Source organism: Oceanibaculum sp. (genome assembly GCF_022449305.1).
GTDB lineage: Bacteria > Pseudomonadota > Alphaproteobacteria > Oceanibaculales > Oceanibaculaceae > Oceanibaculum > Oceanibaculum indicum.
This window is the reverse complement of the sequence record NZ_JAKUSO010000054.1, coordinates 1-24,366: the sequence shown is the minus strand read 5'-3', so window position 1 is coordinate 24,366 and position 24,366 is coordinate 1. Positions and strand designations below refer to the sequence as shown.

Sequence of the window (24,366 nt, the reverse complement as noted above, 5' to 3'; positions counted from 1 at the left end):
GCACCCACCTGTAAGACGAAAGCATCACCCGCCTTGCCCAGTCCGCGGCAAGGCCGGTTTGCGCATTACTCAGTCGATCTTGTAGTCCAGCCACTCCGCGATCATCTCGCGCATCCGGCTGTCGCCCTTGAAGTCGGCAGCAGCCCCATCTGCCTTGTTCTGGCCGAGTTCCAGAATATAGACATGGTCGGAGACGTTCACGCACTGGCGGACATTCTGGTCCACCAGGATGACGGTCACCCCCTGCTCCGGCAGCGCCTTGATGAAGGCGTACAGCTCCTGCGACAGCTTCGGCGCGATCATCGCCGTCGGCTCGTCCAGCATGACAATCTTCGGCTCCAGCGCCAGCGCGCGCGCCAGCTCCAGGAAACGCTGCTGGCCGCCCGACATGCTGCCGGCCATATCCTTGCGCTTCTGCTTCAGGATCGGGAACTGGGCATAGGCGCGTTCCAGCGCGCGCTCCATCCGGGGCTTGTCCTTGCGAAACACCCAGCAGCCCAGGCGCAGATTGTCCTCGACCGACAGATCGTTGAACAGGCTGCGATTCTGCGGGACATAGGCGATGCCGCGCTCGATGAACTGGTAGGGTTCCAGCCCGTCGATACGCTCTCCGCCCAGCCGGATCTCGCCGCGCTGCGGCTTCAGGAAGCCATAGAGCGTCTTCAGCGCGGTCGATTTGCCGGCGCCGTTCGGGCCGATGATGCCGGTGATCTTGCCTTCCGGGATGTTCAGGCTGAGGCCGTTCAGGATGCTGATATCGCCGTGGTAGGAGACGAAGACATCGCGCATCTCCATCAGCGGTGCAGTCTTGGGCACATCGGTCATGCCGAGGCACTCCCCAGATAGGCTTCGATCACGTCCGGATTCTTCTTCACTTCATCGACCGATCCCTCGGCGATCTTCCGGCCTTCGTTCAGCACCACGATGTGGCTCGACAGGCGGTAGATCGAGGTGAGGTCATGGCTGACCAGGATGAAGCTCTTGCCCTTCTCCAGTAGCCCCTCGATGCGCTCCAGCAGCAGCTGGCAGAGCGACGGGTTCACGCCGGCGAAAGGCTCGTCCAGCAGGATCAGCTTCGGGTCCAGCATGATGAGGCGGGCCAGTTCCAGCAGCTTCTGCTGGCCGCCGGACAACTCCTCCGCGTAGTTCTGGCGTAGCCCGTGGAGGTTCACCTGGGCAAGGCACTCCTCCGCCTGCTCGGTCAGCTCCGCGTCGCTAAGGCTGGAGCCCAGCAGCGGCACCAGCAGATTGTCGATCAGCGTCATCCGGCGGAACACGCGCGGCACCTGGAAGGTGCGCCCGATGCCCAGCCGCGTCACCTCATGCGGGCTGCGGCCGATCAGTTCCTCCCCGTCGAAGCTGATGCTGCCGCCATCGGCCTTGTACAGCCCGTTTACGCAGTTCATCACCGTGGTCTTGCCCGACCCGTTGATGCCTATCAGGCCGAGGACCGTGTTGCGTTCCAGTGTGAAGGAGACCTCGTTCACCGCGACCAGACCGCCGAAGCGCTTCACCAGATCGCGGGATTCCAGAAGGATGTCGTTCGTCGTCATCGTGCCGCCCTCACGTACCGCGCGCCTTGCCGAGCAGCCCGTTGGGCCGGAAGAAGATCACCAGGATCATGATCGAGAAACCGATGATCGGCGCCATGGTCTGCGGCAGGAAGACGATGGACATCTGCTCCGCCAGCCCGAAGACGATGCCGCCCAGGATGGCGCCCATCGGGTTGCCAAGCCCGCCCAGCACCACGACGATGAAGCCGATCAGCGTGTAATCCACGCCGACAAACGGGTTGAAGGAGGGAAACACCATCGACACCATCACGCCGCTGGCCCCGGCCAGCCCGATCGACAGGGCGAAGGCGGCGGCCGACAGGCGGTTGATGTTCACCCCGACGATCTGCACCGCGTCGCGGTTCATGATCGAGGCGCGGATCGCCTTGCCCGGCAGGGTGAAATAGAGGAACCAGGCCAGCGCCAGCAGGATCGCCACGGTGACGCCCATGGCGACCAGTCGGGCGGTCGGCAGATACAGGATACCGACCTTCATGGAAATCGGCTGGAAGCTGAAATCCAGCGAGCGGAAATCCGCCTCGAACAGCAGCAGCATGCTGGCCGCCAGCATCAGCGACACGCCATACATCACCAGCAGCGAGGCCAGCATCGGATCGTCCGAACGCTGCAGGCGCGGCATGACGAGGTTGTTCAGCAGCCAGCCGAACGCCATGAAGCACAGGAAGGCCAGCGGCAGCGCCAGCAGCGGGTGCAGATCGAAGGCGTTGTAGAGCACATAGCAGAAATAGGCGCCGGCGATCAGGAACTCGCCATGCGCGAAGTTCTTTACCTGCAGCACGCCGTAGAGCAGCGACAGGCTGACGCCGATCATCGCGTAGATGACGCCGAGGATGAGGCCGTTGGCGAGGCCGTTCAGAATCAGATAGGTCATGTCTTTTCGTCCCCCGGCCTACAGGATGTACCGCCGCCAGGACGGCTTGCGCTGGATGATGCTGCCGACGATGCCGCGCGGCAGGAACAGGATCAGCAGGATGATTGCGAGGCCCAGCAGGAACAGGTTGAAGATCGGGAAACGCTGCCAGATCAGGTCGTCCACCCAGACCATGACGATGGCGCCGATCACCGGCCCTGTCACGGTGCCAAGGCCACCGGCGATGGCGTAGATCACCGTCTTCGCGGTGACCAGGAACTGGAAGGCGCTTTCGGGATCGATGATGTTGGTGTACCAGGCCTCCACCCCGCCGGCGAGCGCGCCGAACAGCGCCGAGAGCATCCAGGCCTTCAGCCGCGTGCCGACCACGTTCACGCCCATCACCTCGGCGGCCTGATCATCGTCGCGGATCGCCCGCAGCGCCTTGCCGAGGCGCGACTGCGCCAGCCAGGTGATGGTCAGCAGGGCGGCCACCATGACCGCCAGCATGTAATAGAAGGTTACGACCGGGGAGATGCTGAGGCCGAGATTGATGCCGTAGCTGCCGCCGGCCCAGCTTTCCGGCAGGTTCACGATGACCAGCCGGCAGATGATGGCGAGGCCCAGGCTGACGATGGCGAAATAGATGCCCTTCAGCTTCAGGGTCGGCGCGAACAGAAGGCTCAGCAGCACGCCGCAGACGCCGCCCACCAGGATCGAGACATAGACCGGCACGCCGAACATCTTGGTCAGGATCGCCGTGGCGAAGGCGCCGATGCCGTAGAAGGCGACATAGCCAAGCGGCATGTAGCCGGTGAAGCCGGCGATGATATTCAGCCCGGTCGCCATGGTGATCCACAGCATCAGGTAGAAGGAGAAGGACAGCGACGTGCCCAGCACCGGCACCAGCGCCAGCGCGGCGACGATGACAGCCATCACCGTGAACCAGATGCGGTTGCGGATGGCGGCAATCGCGGAATCGTCCCTCGAATCCGTTGCCATAAAAGAAGCCCCCTCGGTCTTCGGATAGACGGCCATCCATCCGGGAATGGCCTTGCGTCCGCTGCGGGACAGCGGCGATTTGTTCCGGGCACTTGTAAATAGGTTTCACAACAGTGACAATGCCGCCGTTTCGCAGAACGGCATAAAAACGATCCGAAAATTGCCGTTTGTCGCATTGGCGGGATGGCTTGTTGCCAGGCTCGCCCGCCAGAAATCCACGGGGAAAGGGCCCGGTCGCAAGACCTGGGCGCTCAGGAGGTATCACGATGAAATTCCCGAAACTATTTACCCTCGCAGCGGCGGTCGCGGCGTTCGCCGTGCCGACTCTGACGCTGCCAAGCCCGGTCAGCGCGCAGGAGACGCTGAAGATCGGCATGACGGTCTCGTCGGCGGGCCGTTTCGCGCTGGCCTCGCAGTCGGGCGAGCGCGGCGTGCAGATCTGGATGGACGACGTCAACCGTCGCGGCGGCCTGGAGATGGGCGGCAAGAAGTACAAGGTCGAGCTGGTGAAGCTGGATGACCGCTCCGACAAGCAGATGGTGCCGCGCGTCTATGAGACGCTGATCCAGGAGCAGAAGGTCGATCTGCTGTTCGGCCCGTTCGGCTCCACGCTCACCAGCGCCGCCACCGCGGTGACGGAACGCAACAAAAAGTTCCTGGTGATCTGGTCGGCGGCGTCCGATTCGATCTATGACCAGGGCGCGAAGTACCTGATTTCCGCCTCGCAGATCGCTTCTTCGATGATGGCGATCCCCAGCGTCGAGCTGGCGGCGAAGCTGGGCGGCAACAAGAAGATCGCCATCGTCTATCTGGACGAGCCCTTCCCGGCCGGCATGGCCGCCGGTGCCGAGAAGCTGGCGAAGGAAAAGGGCCTGCAGGTCACGCAGTACGAGAAGTTCGCGGCCGGCACCAAGGATTTCTCGATCCTGATCCAGAAGGCCCGGGCGTCCGGCGCGGACTTCTTCTATCCGGTGGCCTATGAGGGCGACCAGATGGCGATGGTCCGCCAGATGAAGGAGATGAATGTGAACTTCCCGTTCACCTTCATGCTCTATGCCGCGCAGCCGCAGTTCCAGGACATCGGCAAGGATGCGGAATATATCTACAGCCATACGCTCTATCACCCGGCCATCAACTGGAAGGTGACCGACGGGCTGAACCGCGAGGAAGTGGGCAAGCGCTACAAGGCGCTGTTCCCGGATGTCGCCTATGACGCCGACTTCCAGACCGCGCTGGCCTATGCCGCCGGTGTGGTGACGGAGAAGATCCTGGCGACCGCCGGCACCACCGACGCCGCCAAGATGAAGGAAGCCGCCCTGGCGCTCAGCGGCAAGATCGTCACCATGGCGGGGCCGTACAAGATCGAGGAAAGCGGCAAGCAGGTCGGCATGCAGAACGTCATCATGCAGAACATGCCGGGCAAGGGTCTTGCGGCCGTCTATCCGGAATCGGTGAAGACCGCCGATCCGATCTTCCCGGTGCCGGGCTGGGACAAGCGCTGACCGCCAAGGAATAGCGCATCTACAAGGGGGGCGTCGTGGCGGCGCCCCCTTTTTCTTTGTCTGCGGCCGGGTCCGGCGCAGTCAATTGCGCGGCTGGTGATTGACGGCAGCGGCACAGCACTCTAAGCAGTGCGTCATCTTCTTATTGCTGCCCCGTCATTCGGGCCCTGCGTCCGGTTCCGCCCTGTCGGCGGACCGCACGGCAGGGTCGGCAGCCTTATTGATTGGACGATTCTTACGTGACCTTTTTCGATTCCATGGCGCCGGCCCTTGCCAGCGCTCTTACCGAACGTGGCTATGATAAGCTGACCGCCGTGCAGATGGCCGTGCTGGGCGAGGATGCCCGGGATTCTGACCTTCTGGTCTCGGCCCAGACCGGCTCCGGCAAGACCGTCGCCTTCGGGCTGGCCATGGCGCCTGTCCTGCTGGGTGACGCAGAGGTGCTTGATACGGTTTCCGTGCCGATGGCGCTGGTCATTGCACCGACTCGCGAATTGGCGATGCAGGTACAGCGCGAATTGCAGTGGCTCTATGCCAAGGCCGGTGCCCGCATCGGTTCCTGTGTCGGCGGCATGGACATGCGCCAGGAACGCCGGGCGCTGGCCGACGGGCCGCATATCGTCGTCGGCACGCCGGGACGCCTGCGCGACCACATCACCCGCGGCTCGCTGGATATTTCCGGCCTGCGCGTCGTGGTGCTGGACGAAGCCGACGAGATGCTCGATCTAGGATTCCGGGAAGACCTCGAATTCATCCTCGCCGCCGCCCCGCAGGAACGCCGCACCTTCCTGTTTTCGGCCACCTTCGCCAGGCCCATCGTGCAGCTGGCCAGACGCTTCCAGCGCGATGCCGTGCGGCTCTCCACGGTTGCCGAAAGCCAGCCGCATGAGGATATCGATTACCGGCTGCTGATGGTGGCGCCGACCGAGCGCGAGAACGCCATCATCAATGCGCTGCTCTATTATGATTCGCAGAATGCCCTGGTGTTCTGCGGCACGCGCGATGCCGTGCGGCATCTAACCAGCCGGCTGGCCAATCGCGGCTTCCGTGTCGTGGCGCTGTCCGGCGAGCTGACCCAGGCCGAGCGCACCAACGCCCTGCAGGCGATGCGCGATGGAAGGGCGCGGGTCTGTGTCGCCACCGACGTTGCGGCGCGCGGCATCGACCTGCCGAACCTCGACCTCGTCATCCATGCCGACCTTCCGACCAACCCGGAAACGCTGCTGCATCGCAGTGGCCGTACCGGACGCGCCGGGCGCAAGGGCGTCTGCGCGCTGATCGTCCCCTATTTCCGTCGCAACGCTGCCCGCCGGCTGATGCAGCTGGCCAAGCTGGACGCCACCATGGAGCCGGCCCCCGGCCCGGCCGAGATCACCGCGCGTGCGCAGGCGCAGATCCTGGCGGATGAAGGCCTGTTCGCCGCCCCGCAGGAGGATGAGACCGACTTCATCGGTAAGCTGCTAGCCAATTATGGCGCCGACCAGATCGCCGCCGCCTTCCTGCGCCAGCAGATGGCCGCCCGCCCCGCGCCGGAGGAACTGTCGGAGGCCCAGGAGGGATCGCAGGCGATCAGCCGCTCAGAACGCGGCACGCGGCGGGAGCGCGGCGAGCCTACCGAAAGGCCGGAACGCAGCGACCGTTTCCAGAACGGTATCTGGTTCCGCATCTCGCTGGGCCGCAAGCACCGGGCCGAGCCGCGCTGGCTGCTGCCGATGATCTGCAAGGCCGGCCATGTCACCAAGGCCGCTGTCGGTTCGATCAAGGTTGGCGACACCACGACCGAGTTCGAGATATCGCCCGCCATGCTGGAGAGCTTCGAGGCGGCCATCACCGCCAATGGCAGCGGCGAGAAGGGCGTGACCATTACCCGCGCCGACAGTGCTGGCCGCCCTGTCCCGGTAGGCTCGCGCGCCCGTGACTATTCCCACCAAGGGCCGAAGCTATCCCGCAAGCCGTATGGCAAGCCAGACAATGGCTTCCGTCCGCCCGAGGACGCCGTCGCCATGCCCGATAAGCCAAGGGGCAAACCCAAGGGAAAGCCTCATGGGAAAGCCGATACGAAGCCGGGCAAGAAAAAGAGCTACAAGCCGAAGTCGGGGCGTGATCCGCGTTAGAACCCTTCCCGTTCTGATTGGTACGGGAGGAATTCCAGCAATTATCCGGAGATTTTTGCGGGCCAAACGTGAACAGCCCGCGATTCTTTAGATGTGGCCTGTAAATACCTCAAGTATGAGCGCAAAGGTTGTTTGCAGGCTAGTACTTCAAAAAGTCAGCTGGAGCTAACCGTAACGTTCGTTTGTTCTCAATTCATCCGCCTAAACCTACAAGCTAAGACAAACTGCACATAATCGCAGGACTGAGCGCAAGGTCGTTTAAAACGTGGAAATGAAAGGCTTACCCCGTACCAGTCTAATTGCGGTCTGGCACGGGGCTATCCCACAACACGATCAGACCAGCGCCACCTGCTCCAGCGGCTGTTGCCGTGCTTCCGGCAGGTTGTCATAGAGGTCCGCGATCAGGTCGCTCTTCAACGCGGCATACTTAGGATCGGACCAGAGATTGACCCACTGCCGGGGGTCTTCGCTAAGGTCATACAGTTCCCCCTCCGTGCCGTCATGCACGGTGGATTTCTCGCAGACCGTCAGCACATACCCGTCGCGGTATAGCGTCCGCAGATGGATGCTGTGACCGTTATAGCCGCCATCCCATTCGGTAATGACGCGCTCCCGCGTGCCATCCTCGCTGGTCGGCATGACGGCCCCCTGCATGCGCGGATCGGGGGCGATGCCGGCGATCGAGCAGAAGGTGCGCGCCAGGTCGACATGGCCAACCGGCTGCTGGACCACCGACGGGGTGACGGCGGCGACCGGTGCGGGGCGCCAGACCATCGGCAGCCGCATCAACGCGTCGACATGGTATGGCCCCTTGAACATCATGCCGAAATCGCCCTGGAATTCGCCATGGTCGGCAGTATAGAGGATGTCCGTCTCCCGCCCCCAGCCGCGGGTGTCGATATAGGACAGCACCCGACCGATGGCCTCGTCGATCAGCTCATTCTCGATGTGGCACATGGCGTTGACTTCGCGGATCTGGTCCGCCGTCATCTCGGCAGGCACGAATTCGGGCGGCAACTCGTAGTTGAACTGCGCCTTGCCGAGATACCAGTCCAGCCAGTGCCGCGGCTTGCCTTCCAGCATCTTTATCGTCGCCTCGACGCTGCCCGGATAGCCATCGGGAAGGTCAAGATCGCGCCAGTTTACGCGCTTCAGCTCGGAAGAAGGAGGATCCCACGGATGATGCGGGTCGGGGAAGCTCATCCAGACGAACCAGTCTTCTTCCTCGTCCAGCTTGCCCAACCAGTCGATCACCCGGTCGGCCGTCCAGTCGGTGTGGTAATGCTCGCGCTGGATATGGTTGTGCCAGACCTGAATGGCGCCGGTATCGCCGCCGCGCTTGCAGCTAATGGTCTTCTCCGGCGTCACATACTCCTGGAAGAAATCCACCTCGTCGGGGTGATTCTCCTGCAGCCATTTCGGATAGTGGTAGAGGCTGCGCCCGGCGCGGCCGGTATGGGCGCACAGCTCCATATATTCAAAGCCGCGATGAGGCCCGTGCAGGCCCTTTGACGCGGCATAATTCTCGAAGTAAGGGCCGCCCGGCGCCGAGGACGGTTCGAAATGCGCCTTGCCGATCAGGGCGGTTCGGTAGCCCCCCTGCTCCCGCAGTAGGCGGACAACATCGGGCGTATCCTCCGGCAGCGGGATGCCGTTCGCGATGACGCCGTGGGTGCGCACATGCTGTCCTGTCAGCATAGTCGAGCGCGCCGGCATGCAGACCACATTCTGATTGTGCGCGCGCTTGTAATTGATGCCGGCGGCGGCGAGGCCGTCGACGACAGGTGTCCTGGCGACCTTGCCGCCATTGCAGCCCAGCGCGTCATGACGCTGCTGATCGGTGGTGATAAAGAGAATCTTGCGTCCCATCTGGGGTCCTTTCGGCGCGAACCTGCCCGTTGGAACAGACGGTCGTGCTGGCCCGTCTGTCCCGGTTCGGAGTCATGAATTCGGTTGGAGGTTTCGCTCCCGGTCTCTCGTCGGAAACCGGGAGCGTAATGGTGTGTTGCCGCGCTTACATCTTCGCTTCCGGCGGGACCAGCTCGTCGCGGATCGCCACGCCGCGCTCCTTGTAGTAGCGATAGGCGCCGACATGCAGCGGCGCGTTCATCTCGGCCAGCGCATTCTCGGCCTTGATGACGCCCATCCACTGAGCCTCCGCCTTCAGGGCGGCGTTGTTCTCCAGAATGGTCTTGGTCACGTTGTAGATCACTTCCTCGGACATGCCCTTGTGGGTGCCAAGCCCGACCATGGTCTGCAATGTGCGGATGTTCTCCTCGTTGACCTGGTTGGCGCCATAGAGGTCCTTCGGAATCTCGGTGACGACGCGCCCGGGTATCTGCATGGCCTTCTTGATGCTGTCGGCGTCAAGGGCGGCTTCGGGCAGGCTCAGCAGCCGGATCTTGCCCAGCGTCGCCAGCTGTACGATAGCGGGGTCCGGCAACGCCTTCGGTGACATGTGCGCATCGGCCTGACGGTCCTGGAACGCCTGCATGCCGGAATTCCAGTCCACATTCAGCTGGGTGAAGTCCGAGCCGGCCTTGAAGCCGGTGGCCGCGTCCAGCATCTGTACCGCGGTCACGGTCGCAGCACCGCCCGGCGGGCCGAGGAAGATACGCTTGCCCTTCAGGTCCTTCATCTCGGTGATGCCGCTATCGGCCCAGACCACCAGATGATAGGCACCAAGCGGGTAGTTCAGGATCATCCGCAGATTCTGGAACAGCTCCGGCGCCTCCGGCATCTTCGCGTACATGTTGATGCCGTTGCGCATGAAGTGATTGACCGACGAGGCCGTGGTTAGGAATTCCAGGTTCTCCTTGGCGGCATCCACAGCCTGGCGCACCAGCGGACGGCCCGTGGTGATCTGCGCCTTGTGGCCCAGCTTGTCGCGCAGCAATTCCGTCGCGGCGATGGCGAACACCATATCGGTCGAGGATTGCGACATGGTCTGCCAGCGATAGACCTGGTCACTTGCGCTGGCGACGGCGCTGCCCCCGGCGATGGTGGCAAGCATCGCGCCGGAGAGTGCGATGGCTTTCAGTTTCCTCATTTTATCCTCCCTGCCCTTCACGGGCACTTTTTCAGTTTTTGGAACAGGTTGCTTCAAAGGCGTCAGCCGGGCACAAAGCGCCGCTGCCGTTGCCGGAGCAGCATGGACAAGCCGAGCAGAAATGCTGAGGCGACGGTAACCTCCAGCTCGAAACGGTCGCTGAGCAGCGCCGCTAGCGGTGCCAGGCCAAGCGCCCCCCGGAACAGGCAATGCATCGGCGACAGGGCCGCACCGTCATAGGCATAGAAGGCTGTCGACAGCGCCAGGATGGCGACGCTCAGGGCCAGAATGGCGATGAGGAACTGGCCCAGATTGAAGCTGTCCAGCACCAGCAGCAGGCTGGGCTCGATCACGAAGACGAACGGGATGACGAAGCCGATGAAGGCCAGTCGCAGCGCCGCAAGCGCCGTGGCGACGGGATGCGAGTTCGCGATCGGGGCCGCCGCGAAGACTGCCACCGCCACCGGCGGCGTGATTGCGGACAGGACGCCGAAATAGAAGACAAACAGATGGATCGCCAGTGGCTCTATCCCCAGTTCGCGCAGCGACCGCCCCATCACCAGAACGATGACCAGATAGGCCGGCAGGGTCGGCATGCCCATGCCCAGGATCAGACAGGTAAGCGCGGTCAGCGCCAACGCCAGCAGCAGGTTGTTCTCGCCCAGCGCTGCAACAGTAGAGGCAAAGCTGAGTCCGATGCCGGTGAGGTTCAGCGTGCCGAGGATGATGCCAATGGCGGCAACCGCGACGACGATTGACGCGCCGGCGGTTCCCCCCTTGATGATGGCGTTCAGGATGAGGGACGGGTTCCGTCGCAGGTCCGGATTGAACATCAGCGCCGACACCACAACGGCGATCACCGCACAGAAGCCCGCCATAGCCGGCGACCGGCCCGCGACCAGCACAGCGATGATGACCGCGATGGGAATCACGAACATCAGCGATTCCAGGGCCGTCTTACGGTCGATGCGCTCGCGCTGCGCTGGCGGTATTGGCTGGATGCCCGCCTTGCCCGCTTCCAGCGAGACGGCAACAAATAGGGCGCCGTAATAGAACAGCGCCGGCAGCAATGCCGCCAGGCAGATCATCAGATAGGGCATGCCGATCAGGTCAGCCATCAGGAAGGCAGCCGCCCCCATGACCGGCGGCATGATCTGTCCGCCGGTCGATGCGGCCGCCTCGATGGCGCCGGCACTGGCCGGCTTGAAGCCGCGCCGGATGATCATCGGAATGGTGAAGGCGCCGGTGCCGACGACATTGGCCACCACGCTGCCCGACATGCTGCCAAACAGAGCGGAGGACACGATGGCTGCGTGCCCGACGCCGCCGCGAGTCCGGCCGGTCAGGGCAAAGGCAATCTTGATCAGCGCGTTGCTTGCCCCGGTCCCTTCCAGCATCACGCCGAAGACGACGAAGATCAGCACGACCTGGATGACGATGCTGAGCGGCGTGCCATAGACGCCCTGGAACCCGTACCAGACCATTTCCATTGTGACGGCGAGGCTGAACCCGCTATGGCCGATGGCGGAAGGCAGATACCCGCCGAACAAGCCATATAGAAAGGCCGCGATGACGAACAGGAACAGTGGTAGACCGAACAGCCGGCGCGTCGCCTCCAGCAGCACGCAGACACCAAGGAAGGCGATGAAGATGTCCGTATTGTCGTAGGACACCAGCATGGTCGAGAGTTCATCCGCCGCGCTCACGAAATACCAGATGGCGACGGTGAAAGCGGCGACCGCCGCTATGTCGGCCAGCCAGGCAAAGACCAGGAGAAGCGTCCGTTCTTTCGGCACGGCGGCAGCCAGCGGGCAGCCCAGCAGGACCGAAACGACGGAAGCATAGACGATCAGTGCGCGCGTGTAGGCGATATCGTAAACGCCGACATAGGCGACGATAATGGCATTCACGGCCAGCGCTAGTCCAAGAGCGGCAGCGGCGTAACCGAATATCCGCGTGGGCATCGGAATCATGCCAGTCCTCCTGGCATATGCTCCGTGTGATGAGCGGAACTACGGCGCGATGCAGGCTTAAACGGTGTCACTATTCCCCCCTGGGTCCCGGCCCTGGCACCTTCCGGCTTCTGTTGGCCGGTGTCTGATACGGGGCAACTGGGTTTCTTGCGCGGCGTGGCGCTTGATCTTTTTTAAGCCGCGCTGCGCGGCCTTCGCCAATATGGATTACAGCTACAAGATATAAGTCCAACTTATAGCTTTGCGCGCATGCCAGTCGCGCTTCATCGAAGCGGACCGGCCATGCGGCAGGCGGGTATCTATCCCCTTCCCCCGCGCATGTAGCGCCTTTCCGGACGATAACGGTTCCGCTTTCGCGCGTTAGCGAGCAAGCGCCGGAAGAGTCTGAGGCAAATTGCGATCATGCACCGGCCTGTCCGCGCTTGCGTAGGCCATTCTGGCGTAACCGCCAGATGAAAGTGTCGAAGCGGTCCTGCCCGAAAAAGGGCTCGTTCTCGAACACGAAACAGGGGACACCCCAGTGGCCGGCCTCGGTCAGCTCCGCCTCGTTCGCCAGCATTTGCTCGTCGTACCAACCGGGATTGCTGTCGATGCGCGCCTGCATCTCCTCATGGTCGAGTCCCGCCTTTTCGGCTGCCTTCGCCAGGTGGTCGCCCTTGTCCCAGTTATCGACGCTGCCATCCCACAGCAGGCGCGAGACGTTGTCTGCATAGGCCAGGCCGTGCCCCTGCCTGCAAGCTTCAACGCCAAGATGCGAGATGTTGCGGATGAACGGCTGGTCCTTGGCGATCTTCAGTGTGATAGGATCCTGCTGGATGGGATCGGGAACCGGGCGCCGGAAGGGCAGACCAAGAAAGTCCGCCTGGCGCTTGGTATCGAGGAAGAAGTAAGGGCGGTGAAGCGGCCCCATCCGGTCAAAATAGGCCGGTTCGCGCAAGGCCAGCGGCCGGACGATGCGAAGCTGTGCATCGACATCGTACTCCGCCGCGAAGGCAACGAGACGCGCGGTGGCGAGATAGCTGTAGGGGCTGCGGAAAGACCAATATACAGTAAATGGAATTGTCATCGATACATACTCCTGTACACTCAGTTGGCGCGAAGCGGCTTCCCGGCTTCGCGATTGTGACTCCGACGATGAGCCGTTACTCGATCGATATCAGGCATCTGCGATATTTCATTGCCATCGCGGAAGCAGGCAGCTTCACCGGTGCGGCAAATCACCTGCATATCGCCCAGCCGGCGCTCAGCCAGCATGTGCGGAATCTGGAGCAGAGCTTCGGAACCCAGCTGCTCGACAGGACCACACGCGGCGTCGAACTCACGGCGGATGGCCGGAAGCTGCTGGCGCACGCGCGTCGCGTTGTCGAGGAGATGGACCGATTGGTAGACGCCATCAGCCCCGGCAAGCCGGAGGGTGATGTGATGCTTGGGCTGCCGATCCCGGTCAGCCCGCTGATCACCCAGCCGCTGCTGACGACGATGCAGCGTGACTATGATGGCGTGACCCTGCATATCCGGGAGGCAATGAGCGCGTATCTGGCGGAATGGCTGATCGATGGCCGGATCGACGCGGCCGTCCTGTTCAGCAACCAGGAGCTGCCGCATATCGATACACATGAGGTCTGTGAGGAAACGCTCTACGTCGTTGGCCCGCCCGGCGCTTTCGCTCCTGGCGCGGTCGTTCCGTTCCATGACCTGCCGCGCTACCCGCTGATCATGTCGCACCCGGAAAACGGGTTGCGCTCGCTGGTTCACAGCACGGCGCAGCGGCTGGGCGTCGAATACACGATCAAGTTCGAAATCGACGTGATCAACGAGATGAAGCGCTTCGTTGCCGCCGGAAAAGGCTTCACCGTACTGGCGCCGGTTGCCTTTTATGAGGAGCTTGTCGCCGGCCGCCTGTCGGCCGCGCCCATCGTGGAGCCCGAGATTGTGCGCACCTGGACCATGGCGACCCGCCGCCACAGCCGTCCGAACGCCGCCTGCAAGGCGGCGATGGACCTGACGGAAGCAGTCCTGATCGAGCGTACCGGCATGGTGAAGAAGGCGGTCAGTGACTATGCCGATGCGCTTCATTGACGATCAGGCGCCTTCGTCCCCGCCCAGTATCGTCCCCGCTTCATTATCCACGATGACCGGCGTCTCCAGGAACTCGACGCGCGGCGGCGCGCCGAAACGCGCCATAATGGACGCCGCGAAAGCATCGTCGAACAATGCCTCCGCCTCCGCCCGGCTGCGGAACAGATAGACGCCGCCGCAGGTGTTGTCGTCGGCGATGTAGTAGTATTTGCGCACCAGTCCGGCGATCGTCTGGAAGCGCGGTGCGGACTGCCGGAACATCCCTTTCAGCTCGTCCTGGGACTTGCCGACGGGCTGCGGGAACCGGGTAATGACGGTGATCATGCTGAATTTCCTGTCTTTCTGAACGGCCGGTCAGTCGAGCTGACTGACATGCTTGGTGTCGAGATAGCTTTCCAGCCCCTCGGTGCCGCCTTCGGAGCCGTAACCGCTCTCCTTCACGCCGCCGAACGGAACCTCCGCCAGCGAGATACCAAGGTGGTTGATGCCCAGCATGCCGGTACGCACCCCCTCGCGCAGGGCCCGGGCGCGCTTTGAGACGCCGGTAAAGGCATAGGCGGCAAGGCCGAATGGCAGGGAATTGGCGCGGGCAATCCCCTCCTCGACCGTATCGAAAGGCGTGATTGGGACGACAGGGCCGAACGGTTCCTCGCGCATCACGCGGCACTCATCCGTGGCGTCGGCGATCACCGTCGGCTTCCAGAAATAGCCGCGGTTACCAATGCGGCTGCCACCGGTGGTGATCTTCAGGCCCCGCTCGCGCGCATCGGCGACGAAACCCTCCATCGCCGCCAGGCGGCGTTCATTCGCCATCGGTCCCATTTGGGTATCGGCGGCGCGGCCATCGCCGACACGCAGCGCCTTCGCCCCTTCGGTGAAGGCCTCAACGAATGTCGCGTAGGACCCACGCTGCACATAGAAGCGCGAGGGCGAGACACAGACCTGCCCGGCATTGCGGAATTTGGCGGCCAGGAGCGCCTGCACCGCCGGCTCCACTTCCGTGTCGTCGAACACCAGGACCGGCGCATGCCCGCCCAGCTCCAGCGTACAGCGCTTCACACCGTCCGCTGCCAGCTTCGCCAGCTCCTTGCCGACCGGGATGGAGCCTGTGAAGGAAATTTTCCGGATTCCCGGATGGGGAATCAGGAACGCGGAGACTTCCGCCGGCTTACCGAAGACAAGGTTCAGCACGCCGGCCGGGACGCCCGCATCGACGCAGGCATCGACCAGTGCACAACAGGTGGCCGGGGTTTCCTCAGCCGCCTTGATGACCAGCGTGCAGCCGGCGGCCAGTGCACCAGCGATCTTGCGCGCCGGCGTCAGTGCCGGGAAGTTCCAGGGGCAGAAGCCAGCCACCGGGCCGATGGGCTCGCGGATGACCATCTGGTTGGCGCCAGGCATGCGAGACGGCACGATCCGGCCATAGAGCCGTACGCATTCGTCGCCATACCATTCGAAGATGTCGGCGGCAGCCAGGATTTCGCCCTTCGCCTCGGCCAGTGGTTTGCCCTGCTCCAGCGTTACCCAGACCGCGATGGCACTGCTGCGTTCACGCAGAAGGTTCGCCGCCTTGTTCAGGATGCGCTTGCGTTCCAGAGGCGTGGTGCGGCTCCAGATCTCGAAGGCTCGGACTGCGGCGCTTGCCGCGCGGTCGAGGTCGGCGGCGGAGGCATGCGGCAGATAGCCCAGCGCTTCCTCTGTCGCGGGGTTGATGACCGCCTCGCCCTCACTGGCCGTTCCCTGCGTCCAGGCGCCTTCTATGAACAGGCCAAGCTCCCGATAGTCGGCAGCTGTCGCCACGCCGTTCGGCTGCATGAAATCTCTCCCTGTAAGATTGAATCGAAGCTGGCGAAGGCCGCTCCATTGGTCTGGGAGTGATTTACGCAATCCTGCCGCGGCAGGGCCAATAGCACTTCGCGCTAGCCGCTATAGCGCAAACTTCTAGGGGTGTGGGGTCAATACCTGGCCGAGGAACGTCCCGATCGGCACCATCTTCGGGATCGTCTGGCATTCACGCGGAAAGTCCTATCCTTGCCTCAAAGCCACCGTCGTGTCCCGGCACCGGCGACAGCAGTTCCAGCCGCCCGCCAGTCTGGCGCAGGATTGTGTCGGCGATGGCGAGGCCAAGGCCGGAACCGTCCGGCCCTTCCCCGGCACGGCTGCCGCGCACGAAGCGCTGCGTCAGCCGGGTGAGCGTTTCCGGCGGGATGGCGGCACAGTCATTGCGCACGATCACGCTACGGTCATCCTGTACCGTGATCTCAACAGGCTTGCCGGGATCGCCATAGGCCAGCGCATTCTCGATCAGGTTGCGCACCACGATGCTGAAGGCGTCGATGTCCATGCGGGCGCGCAGCGATGCGCCCTCGGTGATGGCAAGGGTAAGACGTCGCGCCGCCCCTGGCTGCGCTGCCAGTTCCTCGATCACCAGCCGCAACACCGGCAGCAGGTCGTTCTCGGTTTCCGACAAGCCGATGCCGGCTTCCGCCCGCGACAGGTGCAGCAGCTTTTCCACCAGCGCACCCAGCCGGTGCAGCGTCGCCTCGATCCGGCGTCCACGCGACTGTGCCTCCTCCAGGGTGAGGCCACTTTCCAGCTCCGCCAGCAGGCGCTGGGTCTGCGCCAGCGCCGTCGCCACCGGCGTGCGCAGCTCATGCGCGCTGGTCGCGGCAAAGACACGCTCTGCCTCCAGCGCCGCGCGCAGCCTTAGCAGCAGCCGGTTCACCGCCTGCACGGTGCCGCCGATCTCCTCCGGCCAGCCGGTATCCTCGATGGGATTCAAATTGCCGCCATCGCGCGCACCGATCGCGCCCTGCAGCCGCCGCATCGGCGCAAGTCCCTGCCTGACCGACCACAGGATGATGAGGATGCTGACCGGCACCAACCCGGCCAGCGGCAGCAACAGGGCGCCGGCGCTTTCCATCAGGGCTTCCTGCCGGTGGCCAAGCGGTTCCGCGACCTGCAGGAAATAGCCACCCGAAGCGATGGTATAGACGCGGTGATAATTCGTTTCCGAAAATCCGAGATCGAGCGCCTGGGTATACGGTTCTGCCGGCGCGTCATGGGACCGCAGCAGCACGGCGCCGTCGCGGCCGCGCAGCTGGAAGGTCAGGTACTCGTCGTCATCATCCTGCTCGCCCAGCAGGCCCGGGGGCGTTGCTTTCCCTTCCAGGGCGCCGGTCGCCAGCGGCAGCAGCCATTGCGCGGTTTCCTCCAGCGCGCTGTCGAACACTTCGTCGATTTCCTCGTGCATGACCAGGACGGAAAAGGCCGCCCCCAACAGCCAGAGCAGCACGATGCCCCCGGTCAGCAGGAGGGTGAGGCGGCGCGAGATGCTGCCAGGGCGGGCCATCATGCCTCCAGCCTATAGCCAAGGCCGCGCATGGTGCGGATCGCCTCCCGTCCCAGCTTCTTGCGCAGCCGGCTGACATAGACCTCCACCGCGTTGGACTCGATCTCGGCGCCGAAGGCATAGAGCGCATCCTCTATCCGCCCCTTCGAGACCAGCGCGCCCGGCCGCCGTATCAGCAGTTCCAGTACCGCCCACTCCCGTGCCGTCAGTTCCGCTACGACGCCCGCGACCGTCACGCGGTGCGCACTCTGGTCTATTTCCATATCCCCCAGCCGCAGGACCGGGTTCGGGTCGCCGGCATAGCGCCGGCTGACCGCCATGATGCGTGCTGACAGTTCCTCCAGGTCGAAGGGCTTCACCAGATAATCGTCGGCGCCGGCGTTCAGCCCCTCGATTCGGTCGGAGATACGGTCGCGCGCCGTCAGCACGATCACCGGCACCTTGTCGCTCCGGCCGCGGAGGTCGCGCAGCAGGGCAAGCCCGCTGCCATCCGGCAAGGCCAGATCCAGCAGGATGAGCTGGTAGGCAACAGTCTGCGCGGCATGCTCCGCATCCGCCAGTGTCGTCATCCAGTCCACCGCATGGCCGGCTCTTGCCACATGCTCCTGCACGGCCTCCCCCAGATCCGGCTCGTCTTCCACCAGCAAGATACGCATCGGCCCTCCGCTACAGCTACGCAGGATGCATAGCCCGGGCGGCTGACGCCAGCCTGAACGGCCTTCAGCTTGCTGTCAGGAAGTCCTGTCAGGGTGCCGCCATCCTCACCCGTTACAGGAGAACCAACATGCGTATTCGACTGATCGCCCTCGCCGCCGCCCTGCTGATCGGCACCGCTGCCCTGCCGGCCCTGGCCAGCGACAAGTGCAATGTGCCGAAAGCCGAGTGGCAGTCGGCCCAGGAGCTTCAGGCAAAGCTGGAGGCCCAGGGCTGGAAGATCCAGCGCCTGAAGACCGATGATGGCTGTTACGAAGTCTATGCGACCGACGCCAACGGCAAGAAGATCGAGGCCTATTTCAACCCGAAGACGCTGGAGATGATCCAGTCGAAGATGAAGGACTGAGCCTATGCAGCCCGCTCTGGAGCCTATCCGGCAGCCATGTGTGAAGGTCTGGGACCGCTTCGTGCGCCTGTTCCACTGGACGCTGGCCGGCAGCATCGCCGTCGCCTGGCTGTCGGCGGAGGAATGGGACGCCCTGCATGAGTGGACCGGCTATCTGATCGGCGGGCTGCTGTTGCTCCGGCTAGTCTGGGGCCTGATCGGCAGCCGCTATGCGCGGTTCTCGCAATTCCTGAGGTCTCCGGCGGCGATCCTTGCCTATGGGCGGGCTATCCTGACAGGCCGGGAGCGGCGGTATCTGGGCCACAATCCCGCAGGTGCGGCGATGATCCTGGCGCTCATCGCCGTCATCGCCGGCACGGCCCTGACCGGCTGGATGGGGACGCTGGACCGCTTCTGGGGTGTCGAATGGGTTGAGGAAGTGCATGAGAGCCTCGCCACCCTCATCCTGATCCTGGTGCCCCTGCATCTGGCCGGCATCGTCCTGGCCAGCCTGCGAAACCATGAAAATCTGGTGCGCGCGATGATCTCCGGACGCAAGCGCGCGCCATCGGGAACGGACGTCGCCTGATCCCCCTCTCTCAGGCGCGTTCAGCTTCCCGTCAGCTTTCGGGCGTATCGGTTGTCCATCCAGCCTCTCCCCTGCGTATGGACCGCCGATGCGCCCGAAGCTGCCTTTCCCTTCCCTGGCGTTCCCTTTTCTGGCCCGCCCTTCCCTGCATCCGCTGACGCTCGTCCTGCTGTTCGCGGTCTTTCTGCTGGCCGTCCATAATCACCGGCTGTGGCAGGAGATCGGCCAGGTCTGGAGCGGCCGATCCCTGCATGATTTGCTGTTCCTCGGGTCGCTGGGGCTGTTCTTCCTGGTGCTGCTGTCCCTGCCGTTGCAGCTGGTCGCCTTTCCGCGCCTGCTGAAGCCGGTCCTGGCCGGTCTCGTGCTGATCGCCGCCGGCATTTCCTACTTCATGGATGGCTATGGCGTGCTGGTCGAGAAGACGATGATCGTGAACATCGTCGAGACTGACATGCGCGAGGCTGGCGACCTGCTGTCCTGGCAGCTGGCCTGGCACATGCTGCTGACCGGCGTGCTGCCGGCGGCCCTCATCCTGTGGGTGCGTCTCACGCGGCACGGCTGGAAGCGCGAGGCGCTGCTGCGGGCCGGCGCGCTGGCGGGCTCGCTGGCCGCTATCGGGCTGATCGCCCTCTTCTTCTTTCAGGATTATGCGTCGCTGGCGCGCAACAACCGGCAGATCCGGCACATGGTGAACCCGGTGACCGCGCTCTATTCCGCGACGGTCTATGCGCTGGGAACAGATCGCAAGGCACCCGCAGGACCGCCCGCGCCGATCGCCCGGCTGGTCTCGCTTGGCGATGGCTGGAAGATGCCGGACCGCAAGCCGCTGCTGTTCGTCTTCGTGCTGGGCGAGACGGCGCGCACCGCCAATTTCTCGCTGAACGGCTATGGGCGCATGACCAATCCCGAGCTGGCTACACTGCCGGTTGTCAGCTTCACCAATGTTGCTTCCTGCGGCACATCGACCGCCGAATCGGTGCCCTGCATTTTCTCCCCACTCAACCGTTCCGATTACTCGCCCGGTAAGGCAAAGGCGTCGGAGAATCTTCTTGACCTTGTGCAGAAGGCCGGCCTCGACGTCATCTGGCTGGAGAATAATTCCGGTTGCAAGGGAGTGTGCGCCCGCGTGCCGATCGAGACGCTGGCCATCCGTCAGGAAACAGACAAGGCCTATTGCGACACAGAGGGCTGCATGGACATGCTGCTGGTCGAACGGCTGCGCGGCATCGCAGCTCACCTCGAACGCGACACGGTCGTGGTGCTGCACCAGATGGGCAGCCACGGCCCGGCCTATTACCGGCGCTACACGCAGGCCTTCCGGCGCTTCACGCCGACCTGCGACACCAGCCAGTTCCAGGACTGCGAAACCAAGGCGATTACGAACAGCTACGACAACAGCATCCTGTACACGGACCATGTGCTGGCCGAGGCGATCCGCGCGCTGAACAACGTCTCGGACCGGATCGATACCGCGCTGCTCTATGTCTCCGATCATGGCGAATCGCTGGGCGAAGGCGGCACCTTCCTGCATGGCCTGCCCTACGCCATCGCGCCGGAGGTGCAGAAGCATGTACCGATGATCTGGTGGAATTCCGGCGGCTTCCAGCACCGCACGCGGCTAGCGCAGGGCTGCCTGGCGGCGTCGCGGGACCGTCCGCTCAGCCATGACAATATCTTCCATACGGTGCTGGGCCTGCTGGATATAGATACCGACGTCTATAAGCGCCCGCTGGACGCCCTTGCTGAGTGCCGCCTGCCCGACACCTTTATCGCCCAACAGGCCGGGGTACCGCGATGAGTTTGGTGCCTGGCTGGCGGATTGCGCGCGGTTCTGGCTGGGAAATACAGCTACTGCTCGGCCTGCTGCTGATCCTGATCGCGGTGCCGGTCTGGCACCGGCTCGATCTGGCGCTGGCCGAACTGTTCCATGACAGTACGGCGAATGACTGGCTGATGCCGAAAGAAGGCGGGCTGGCACACGCCGTTCTTTATACCGGTGCCCGGCGCCTGCTCGGTATCGGTGGCGTCACTGCGGCGCTGCTGCTGGCCTGGTCAGGCTGGCGGCGGGGCTGGAGCGAAAACCACAGCCGTATGGCCCTAGTTATCCTGGTTCTGGCGCTGACCCCGCTCGCTGCCAACCTGCTGAAGCAGGTCACCGGGGTATCCTGTCCCGCGCAGGATGTGCTGCTCGGCGGCAACCGGTTCGGAGTGACGATCTGGGACCGGCTCTATGCGCTGGCACCGTTCGAGCCGAGCCTGCGCTGCTGGCCGGCCGGCCATGCTGCAGGCGGTTTTGGCCTGTTCGGCCTTACCCTGCTTGCAGGCGCCTCCGGCTGGGTAGCACCCCTGCCGCGCTGGCTGTTCTATGCACCCGGCATGGCGACGGGCTGGACCATGGGCCTTTATCAAATGGCGCGCGGCCAGCATTTTCTGACCCACACGCTGGCCTCCATGTTGATCGGCCTGCTGATAGCCACCTGCGCCTGCCGGCTATACGAGTCGCAACGAGAAAAATCGTTCTCAGCGGCAAAAGCCGAAGCCGCGAGCTAACCGCGAAGTCCTAGAAAGATCACCAAACTCAAAGGGAATAAAGGCAATATTCCGATGCGTTCCCGGTGGCACTTTAAAAGGTTTCGAGAACACACACTCAACGCGCAAAAAAATGACTGCCCGTGAGTTCCCACACGAGTTCCCACAGCGGTTCTCGCACGAGCCGCTAAGTTATTGAAATATATGGAATAAAAGGTGATGGCGTCCCCAAGGGGATTCGAACCCCTGTCGCCGCCGTGAAAGGGCGGTGTCCTAGGCCTCTAGACGATGGGGACGTCGAGGCGCTGTGCGCGGAGGAACATACTGGCTCGGGGCGGAAAATCAAGAACGAAAGGCGAAATTCCGCGGTTAAATTCCGCCCGCCGGTTTCCGGCTTCTTTCGGCCCCGGATTACCGCGCCTTTGCCGCGTCGTCGATCAGCAGCTGCACCTTCTCATTGCCCTGCCAGCGGTCGATGCGGAGATGCCCGGCCACATGCAGCGGCATGGAACCGGCCTTCAGCAGCGCCTCGCCCAGCCCGCTGTCCAGTGCCCGGAAGGCAATGGCCTTCAGCCGCCTGCCATCGGCGTCGCCCAGCTGGCAGCGCACATGGTTCTCCCCCACCACATCGGCGCCCAGGATGCGCGCCGCGGGAAAAGCGAAGCGCGGTTCCGGGTTGCCGACGCCGAACGGCCCGACACGCCCCAGCGTTTCCAGCAGCTCTACTGTCGCCCCGCCGGGCCTGAGCGCGCCATCGATGGACAGGACGGGAGTCGCCTCCCCGCCTTCCAGCCAGGCGGCGGCGCGCTCGGTCAGGAAATCCCGGAAAGCGGAGAGCTTGTCGCGCTCCAGCGTGAATCCGGCCGCCATCGCATGGCCACCGCCATTCACCAGTAGGCCGGCTTGATGCGCGGCAATCACCGCCGGCCCCAGCGCGAAGCCGGAGATCGAGCGGCCGGAGCCCTTGCCGATGCCCTTGTCGTCGAAGGCGATGACCAGCGCCGGGCGATGGAAGCGTTCCTTCAGCCGGCCGGCGACGATGCCGATGACGCCAGGATGCCAGCCCTCGCCCGCCGCCACCAGCAGCGGCCCGTCGGCATGGTGTTCGACCTGGGCCAGCGCCTCGTCCTGTACCTGCTGCTCGATCAGCTTGCGCTCGGTGTTGAAGCGGTCCAGCTCGGCGGCCAGCGCAGCGGCTTCCGCCGCATCCTCGGTGGACAGCAGCCTTGTGCCGAGATCGGCGCGTCCGACGCGCCCGCCGGCATTCACGCGCGGCCCCAGCAGGAAGCCCAGATGATAGGTGCCCGCCGGCTCGTCGATTTTGGCGACATCGCACAGCGCGCGCAGGCCGGTATTGTTGCGCCAGCCCAGCACCTTCAGCCCCTGCGCCACCAGCGCCCGGTTCAGGCCGGTCAGCGGCACCACATCGCAGACCGTGCCCAGGGCGACCAGATCCAGCCATTGCAGCAGGTCGGGTTCGGGCCGCGTGCGGTACCAGCCCTCCTCCCGCAGCTTGCGGTTCAGCGCCACTACCAGCAGGAAGGCAACGCCGACGGCGGCCAGCTGGCGGTGCGGGCTGTCCTCGTCCAGCCGGTTGGGATTGACTACAGCGACGGCGCGTGGCAGCGAGGGCTCTGCCACATGATGATCGACCACGATCATGTCGAGGCCGGCCTCGGTGGCCGCTTCCAGCGGCGCGAAGGCGGTGATGCCGCAATCGACGGTAATGCAGACGGCGGCCCCTTCCCGTTTCAGCGCCAGCAGCGCCGGCGCGTTCGGTCCATAGCCCTCGGCCATACGGTCGGGGATATAGACCCGCGGCTTGCCGCCGATGGCGGTCAGGAAACGGTGCAGCAGCGCCGTGGAGGTCGCGCCATCGACATCGTAATCGCCGAAGATGGCGATCTTTTCGCCCCGCAGGATGGCGGCGGCCAGCCGGTCGGCCGCCTTCGCCATATCCTTCAGCTCATAGGGGTCGGTCAGGCTGGCCCGCAGGGTGGGGTTCAGGAACCCTTCTGCGTCATCCAGCCCGACACCGCGCGCCGCCAGCACCTGGCCCAGTATTTCCGGCAGGCCCAGCCGCTGCGACAGGGCAAATCCTGCCCTTTCGGCTTCCAGCGGTGCCGATGTATCACCCGCCACCTGCCCTCGGGTCGTCCAGCGTCGCCCGGTCAGCGAGCGCTCGACATCGAGGAAGGCGGCGCGGGCGGTCATTCCGGTCAGTCGCCGTCGTAGCCGCTCTTGCGGGAGAAGTCGTGCCGGGCGTCGATGAATCGCACCGTGCCGGTCTTCGAGCGCATGACCATGGAATGGGTGCTGCCGCCGTTCCGGGTGCGGCGCACGCCGCGCAGCAGCGTGCCATCGGTGACGCCGGTCGCGGCGAACATCACGTCGCCGCTGGCGAGGTCGAGCATCGAGTATTTGCGGTTCAGGTCGGTGATGCCGGCCTTGGCAGCGCGTCCCTTCTCGTCATCGTTGCGGAACACAAGCCGGCCCTGCATCTGGCCGCCGATGCAGCGCAGCGCGGCAGCCGCCAGCACGCCCTCGGGCGAGCCGCCCTGACCCATATAGATATCGATGCCGCTGTCGGACTGCGAGGTCGCCATGACGCCGGACACGTCGCCATCGGAGATCAGCACGATGCGGGCACCGGCCTCACGCACCTTGGCAATCAGCTCCTGGTGGCGCGGGCGGTCCAGGATGCAGGCGACCAG

Annotated in this window: 21 protein-coding genes and 1 tRNA gene; 7 read left to right on the top strand and 15 right to left on the bottom strand. The window is 64.1% G+C overall.

Annotation, left to right across the window (positions count from 1 at the left end):
* Positions 1-69: 69 nt before the first annotated feature.
* From MK313_RS14310 to MK313_RS14295, 4 genes are read right to left on the bottom strand one after another with little or no spacing between them, the layout of a single operon-like run.
* A complete protein-coding gene (locus MK313_RS14310; protein WP_244922213.1) occupies positions 70-825 on the bottom strand; it encodes an ABC transporter ATP-binding protein in 756 nt (251 codons plus the stop codon).
* On the bottom strand, positions 822-1,553 hold the full coding sequence (locus MK313_RS14305; protein ID WP_287782400.1) for an ABC transporter ATP-binding protein: 732 nt from the start codon (positions 1,551-1,553) through the stop codon (positions 822-824). The genes MK313_RS14310 and MK313_RS14305 overlap by 4 nt, the downstream gene beginning before the upstream one ends.
* 10 nt (positions 1,554-1,563) lie before the next feature.
* Positions 1,564-2,445, bottom strand: a complete 882-nt coding sequence (locus tag MK313_RS14300) for a branched-chain amino acid ABC transporter permease (RefSeq protein WP_287782398.1) — start codon at positions 2,443-2,445, stop codon at positions 1,564-1,566.
* Positions 2,446-2,463: 18 nt separating this feature from the next.
* A complete protein-coding gene (locus MK313_RS14295) occupies positions 2,464-3,426 on the bottom strand; it encodes a branched-chain amino acid ABC transporter permease (protein ID WP_008944626.1) in 963 nt (320 codons plus the stop codon).
* 266 nt (positions 3,427-3,692) lie between these two features.
* On the opposite strand from MK313_RS14295, the gene MK313_RS14290 reads away from it, so the two are divergent.
* Positions 3,693-4,928 (top strand): amino acid ABC transporter substrate-binding protein, encoded by a 1,236-nt coding sequence (locus MK313_RS14290; RefSeq protein ID WP_287782395.1) that lies wholly within the window; start codon positions 3,693-3,695, stop codon positions 4,926-4,928.
* Positions 4,929-5,167: 239 nt separating this feature from the next.
* The gene (locus MK313_RS14285; RefSeq protein ID WP_287782393.1) at positions 5,168-7,042 is read left to right on the top strand and encodes a DEAD/DEAH box helicase; all 1,875 of its coding nucleotides are present in this window, start codon (positions 5,168-5,170) and stop codon (positions 7,040-7,042) included.
* 333 nt (positions 7,043-7,375) lie between these two features.
* Here MK313_RS14285 and MK313_RS14280 read toward each other — a convergent pair whose 3' ends face one another.
* The 4 genes from MK313_RS14280 to MK313_RS14265 form a co-directional block, all read right to left on the bottom strand.
* On the bottom strand, positions 7,376-8,911 hold the full coding sequence (locus tag MK313_RS14280) for a sulfatase (protein ID WP_287782391.1): 1,536 nt from the start codon (positions 8,909-8,911) through the stop codon (positions 7,376-7,378).
* A gap of 145 nt (positions 8,912-9,056) precedes the next feature.
* The gene (locus MK313_RS14275; protein ID WP_287782389.1) at positions 9,057-10,091 is read right to left on the bottom strand and encodes a TAXI family TRAP transporter solute-binding subunit; all 1,035 of its coding nucleotides are present in this window, start codon (positions 10,089-10,091) and stop codon (positions 9,057-9,059) included.
* 62 nt (positions 10,092-10,153) lie between these two features.
* Positions 10,154-12,064 carry a TRAP transporter permease gene (locus MK313_RS14270; protein WP_287782387.1) on the bottom strand — a complete coding sequence of 637 codons (1,911 nt, stop codon included), beginning with the start codon at positions 12,062-12,064 and terminating at the stop codon, positions 10,154-10,156.
* A gap of 400 nt (positions 12,065-12,464) precedes the next feature.
* Positions 12,465-13,130, bottom strand: coding sequence for a 2-hydroxychromene-2-carboxylate isomerase (locus MK313_RS14265; protein WP_287782386.1), 666 nt, complete (start codon positions 13,128-13,130; stop codon positions 12,465-12,467).
* 68 nt (positions 13,131-13,198) lie between these two features.
* Here MK313_RS14265 and MK313_RS14260 point away from each other — a divergent pair, with 68 nt between their 5' ends.
* Complete coding sequence (locus MK313_RS14260) at positions 13,199-14,143, top strand: LysR family transcriptional regulator (protein WP_287782384.1); 945 nt, start codon at positions 13,199-13,201, stop codon at positions 14,141-14,143.
* Between the two features lie 3 nt (positions 14,144-14,146).
* On the opposite strand, the gene MK313_RS14255 is transcribed toward MK313_RS14260, so the two are convergent.
* The 4 genes from MK313_RS14255 to MK313_RS14240 form a co-directional block, all read right to left on the bottom strand.
* The gene (locus MK313_RS14255; protein ID WP_287782382.1) at positions 14,147-14,467 is read right to left on the bottom strand and encodes a YdhR family protein; all 321 of its coding nucleotides are present in this window, start codon (positions 14,465-14,467) and stop codon (positions 14,147-14,149) included.
* Between the two features lie 30 nt (positions 14,468-14,497).
* Positions 14,498-15,958, bottom strand: a complete 1,461-nt coding sequence (locus MK313_RS14250) for an NAD-dependent succinate-semialdehyde dehydrogenase (protein ID WP_287782380.1) — start codon at positions 15,956-15,958, stop codon at positions 14,498-14,500.
* Between the two features lie 196 nt (positions 15,959-16,154).
* Entirely contained in the window at positions 16,155-17,498 is a 1,344-nt protein-coding gene (locus tag MK313_RS14245) for an ATP-binding protein (RefSeq protein ID WP_287782378.1), read from the bottom strand.
* Positions 17,495-18,151: a response regulator transcription factor gene (locus tag MK313_RS14240; RefSeq protein WP_287782376.1), complete on the bottom strand. Its 657-nt coding sequence runs from the start codon at positions 18,149-18,151 to the stop codon at positions 17,495-17,497. Before MK313_RS14240 ends, MK313_RS14245 begins: the two co-directional genes overlap by 4 nt.
* Before the next feature lie 128 nt (positions 18,152-18,279).
* Between MK313_RS14240 and MK313_RS14235 the strand changes: the two genes are divergently transcribed.
* From MK313_RS14235 to MK313_RS14220, 4 genes are all read left to right on the top strand, one after another.
* Positions 18,280-18,555 (top strand): PepSY domain-containing protein, encoded by a 276-nt coding sequence (locus MK313_RS14235; RefSeq protein WP_287782375.1) that lies wholly within the window; start codon positions 18,280-18,282, stop codon positions 18,553-18,555.
* Positions 18,556-18,595: 40 nt separating this feature from the next.
* Entirely contained in the window at positions 18,596-19,123 is a 528-nt protein-coding gene (locus MK313_RS14230) for a cytochrome b/b6 domain-containing protein (RefSeq protein WP_287782373.1), read from the top strand.
* Positions 19,124-19,211: 88 nt separating this feature from the next.
* Positions 19,212-20,921: a phosphoethanolamine transferase gene (locus MK313_RS14225; RefSeq protein ID WP_287782371.1), complete on the top strand. Its 1,710-nt coding sequence runs from the start codon at positions 19,212-19,214 to the stop codon at positions 20,919-20,921.
* On the top strand, positions 20,918-21,673 hold the full coding sequence (locus tag MK313_RS14220; protein WP_287782369.1) for a phosphatase PAP2 family protein: 756 nt from the start codon (positions 20,918-20,920) through the stop codon (positions 21,671-21,673). The genes MK313_RS14225 and MK313_RS14220 overlap by 4 nt, the downstream gene beginning before the upstream one ends.
* Positions 21,674-21,872: 199 nt before the next feature.
* Here MK313_RS14220 and MK313_RS14215 read toward each other — a convergent pair.
* From MK313_RS14215 to MK313_RS14205, 3 genes are all read right to left on the bottom strand, one after another.
* A tRNA-Glu gene (locus tag MK313_RS14215) sits at positions 21,873-21,948 on the bottom strand.
* Between the two features lie 115 nt (positions 21,949-22,063).
* The gene (gene recJ / locus MK313_RS14210; RefSeq protein ID WP_287782367.1) at positions 22,064-23,866 is read right to left on the bottom strand and encodes a single-stranded-DNA-specific exonuclease RecJ; all 1,803 of its coding nucleotides are present in this window, start codon (positions 23,864-23,866) and stop codon (positions 22,064-22,066) included.
* A gap of 5 nt (positions 23,867-23,871) precedes the next feature.
* Positions 23,872-24,366, bottom strand: a 495-nt coding sequence (locus MK313_RS14205) for a fructose-bisphosphatase class II (RefSeq protein WP_287782365.1), incomplete at its 5' end; no start/stop codon positions are given.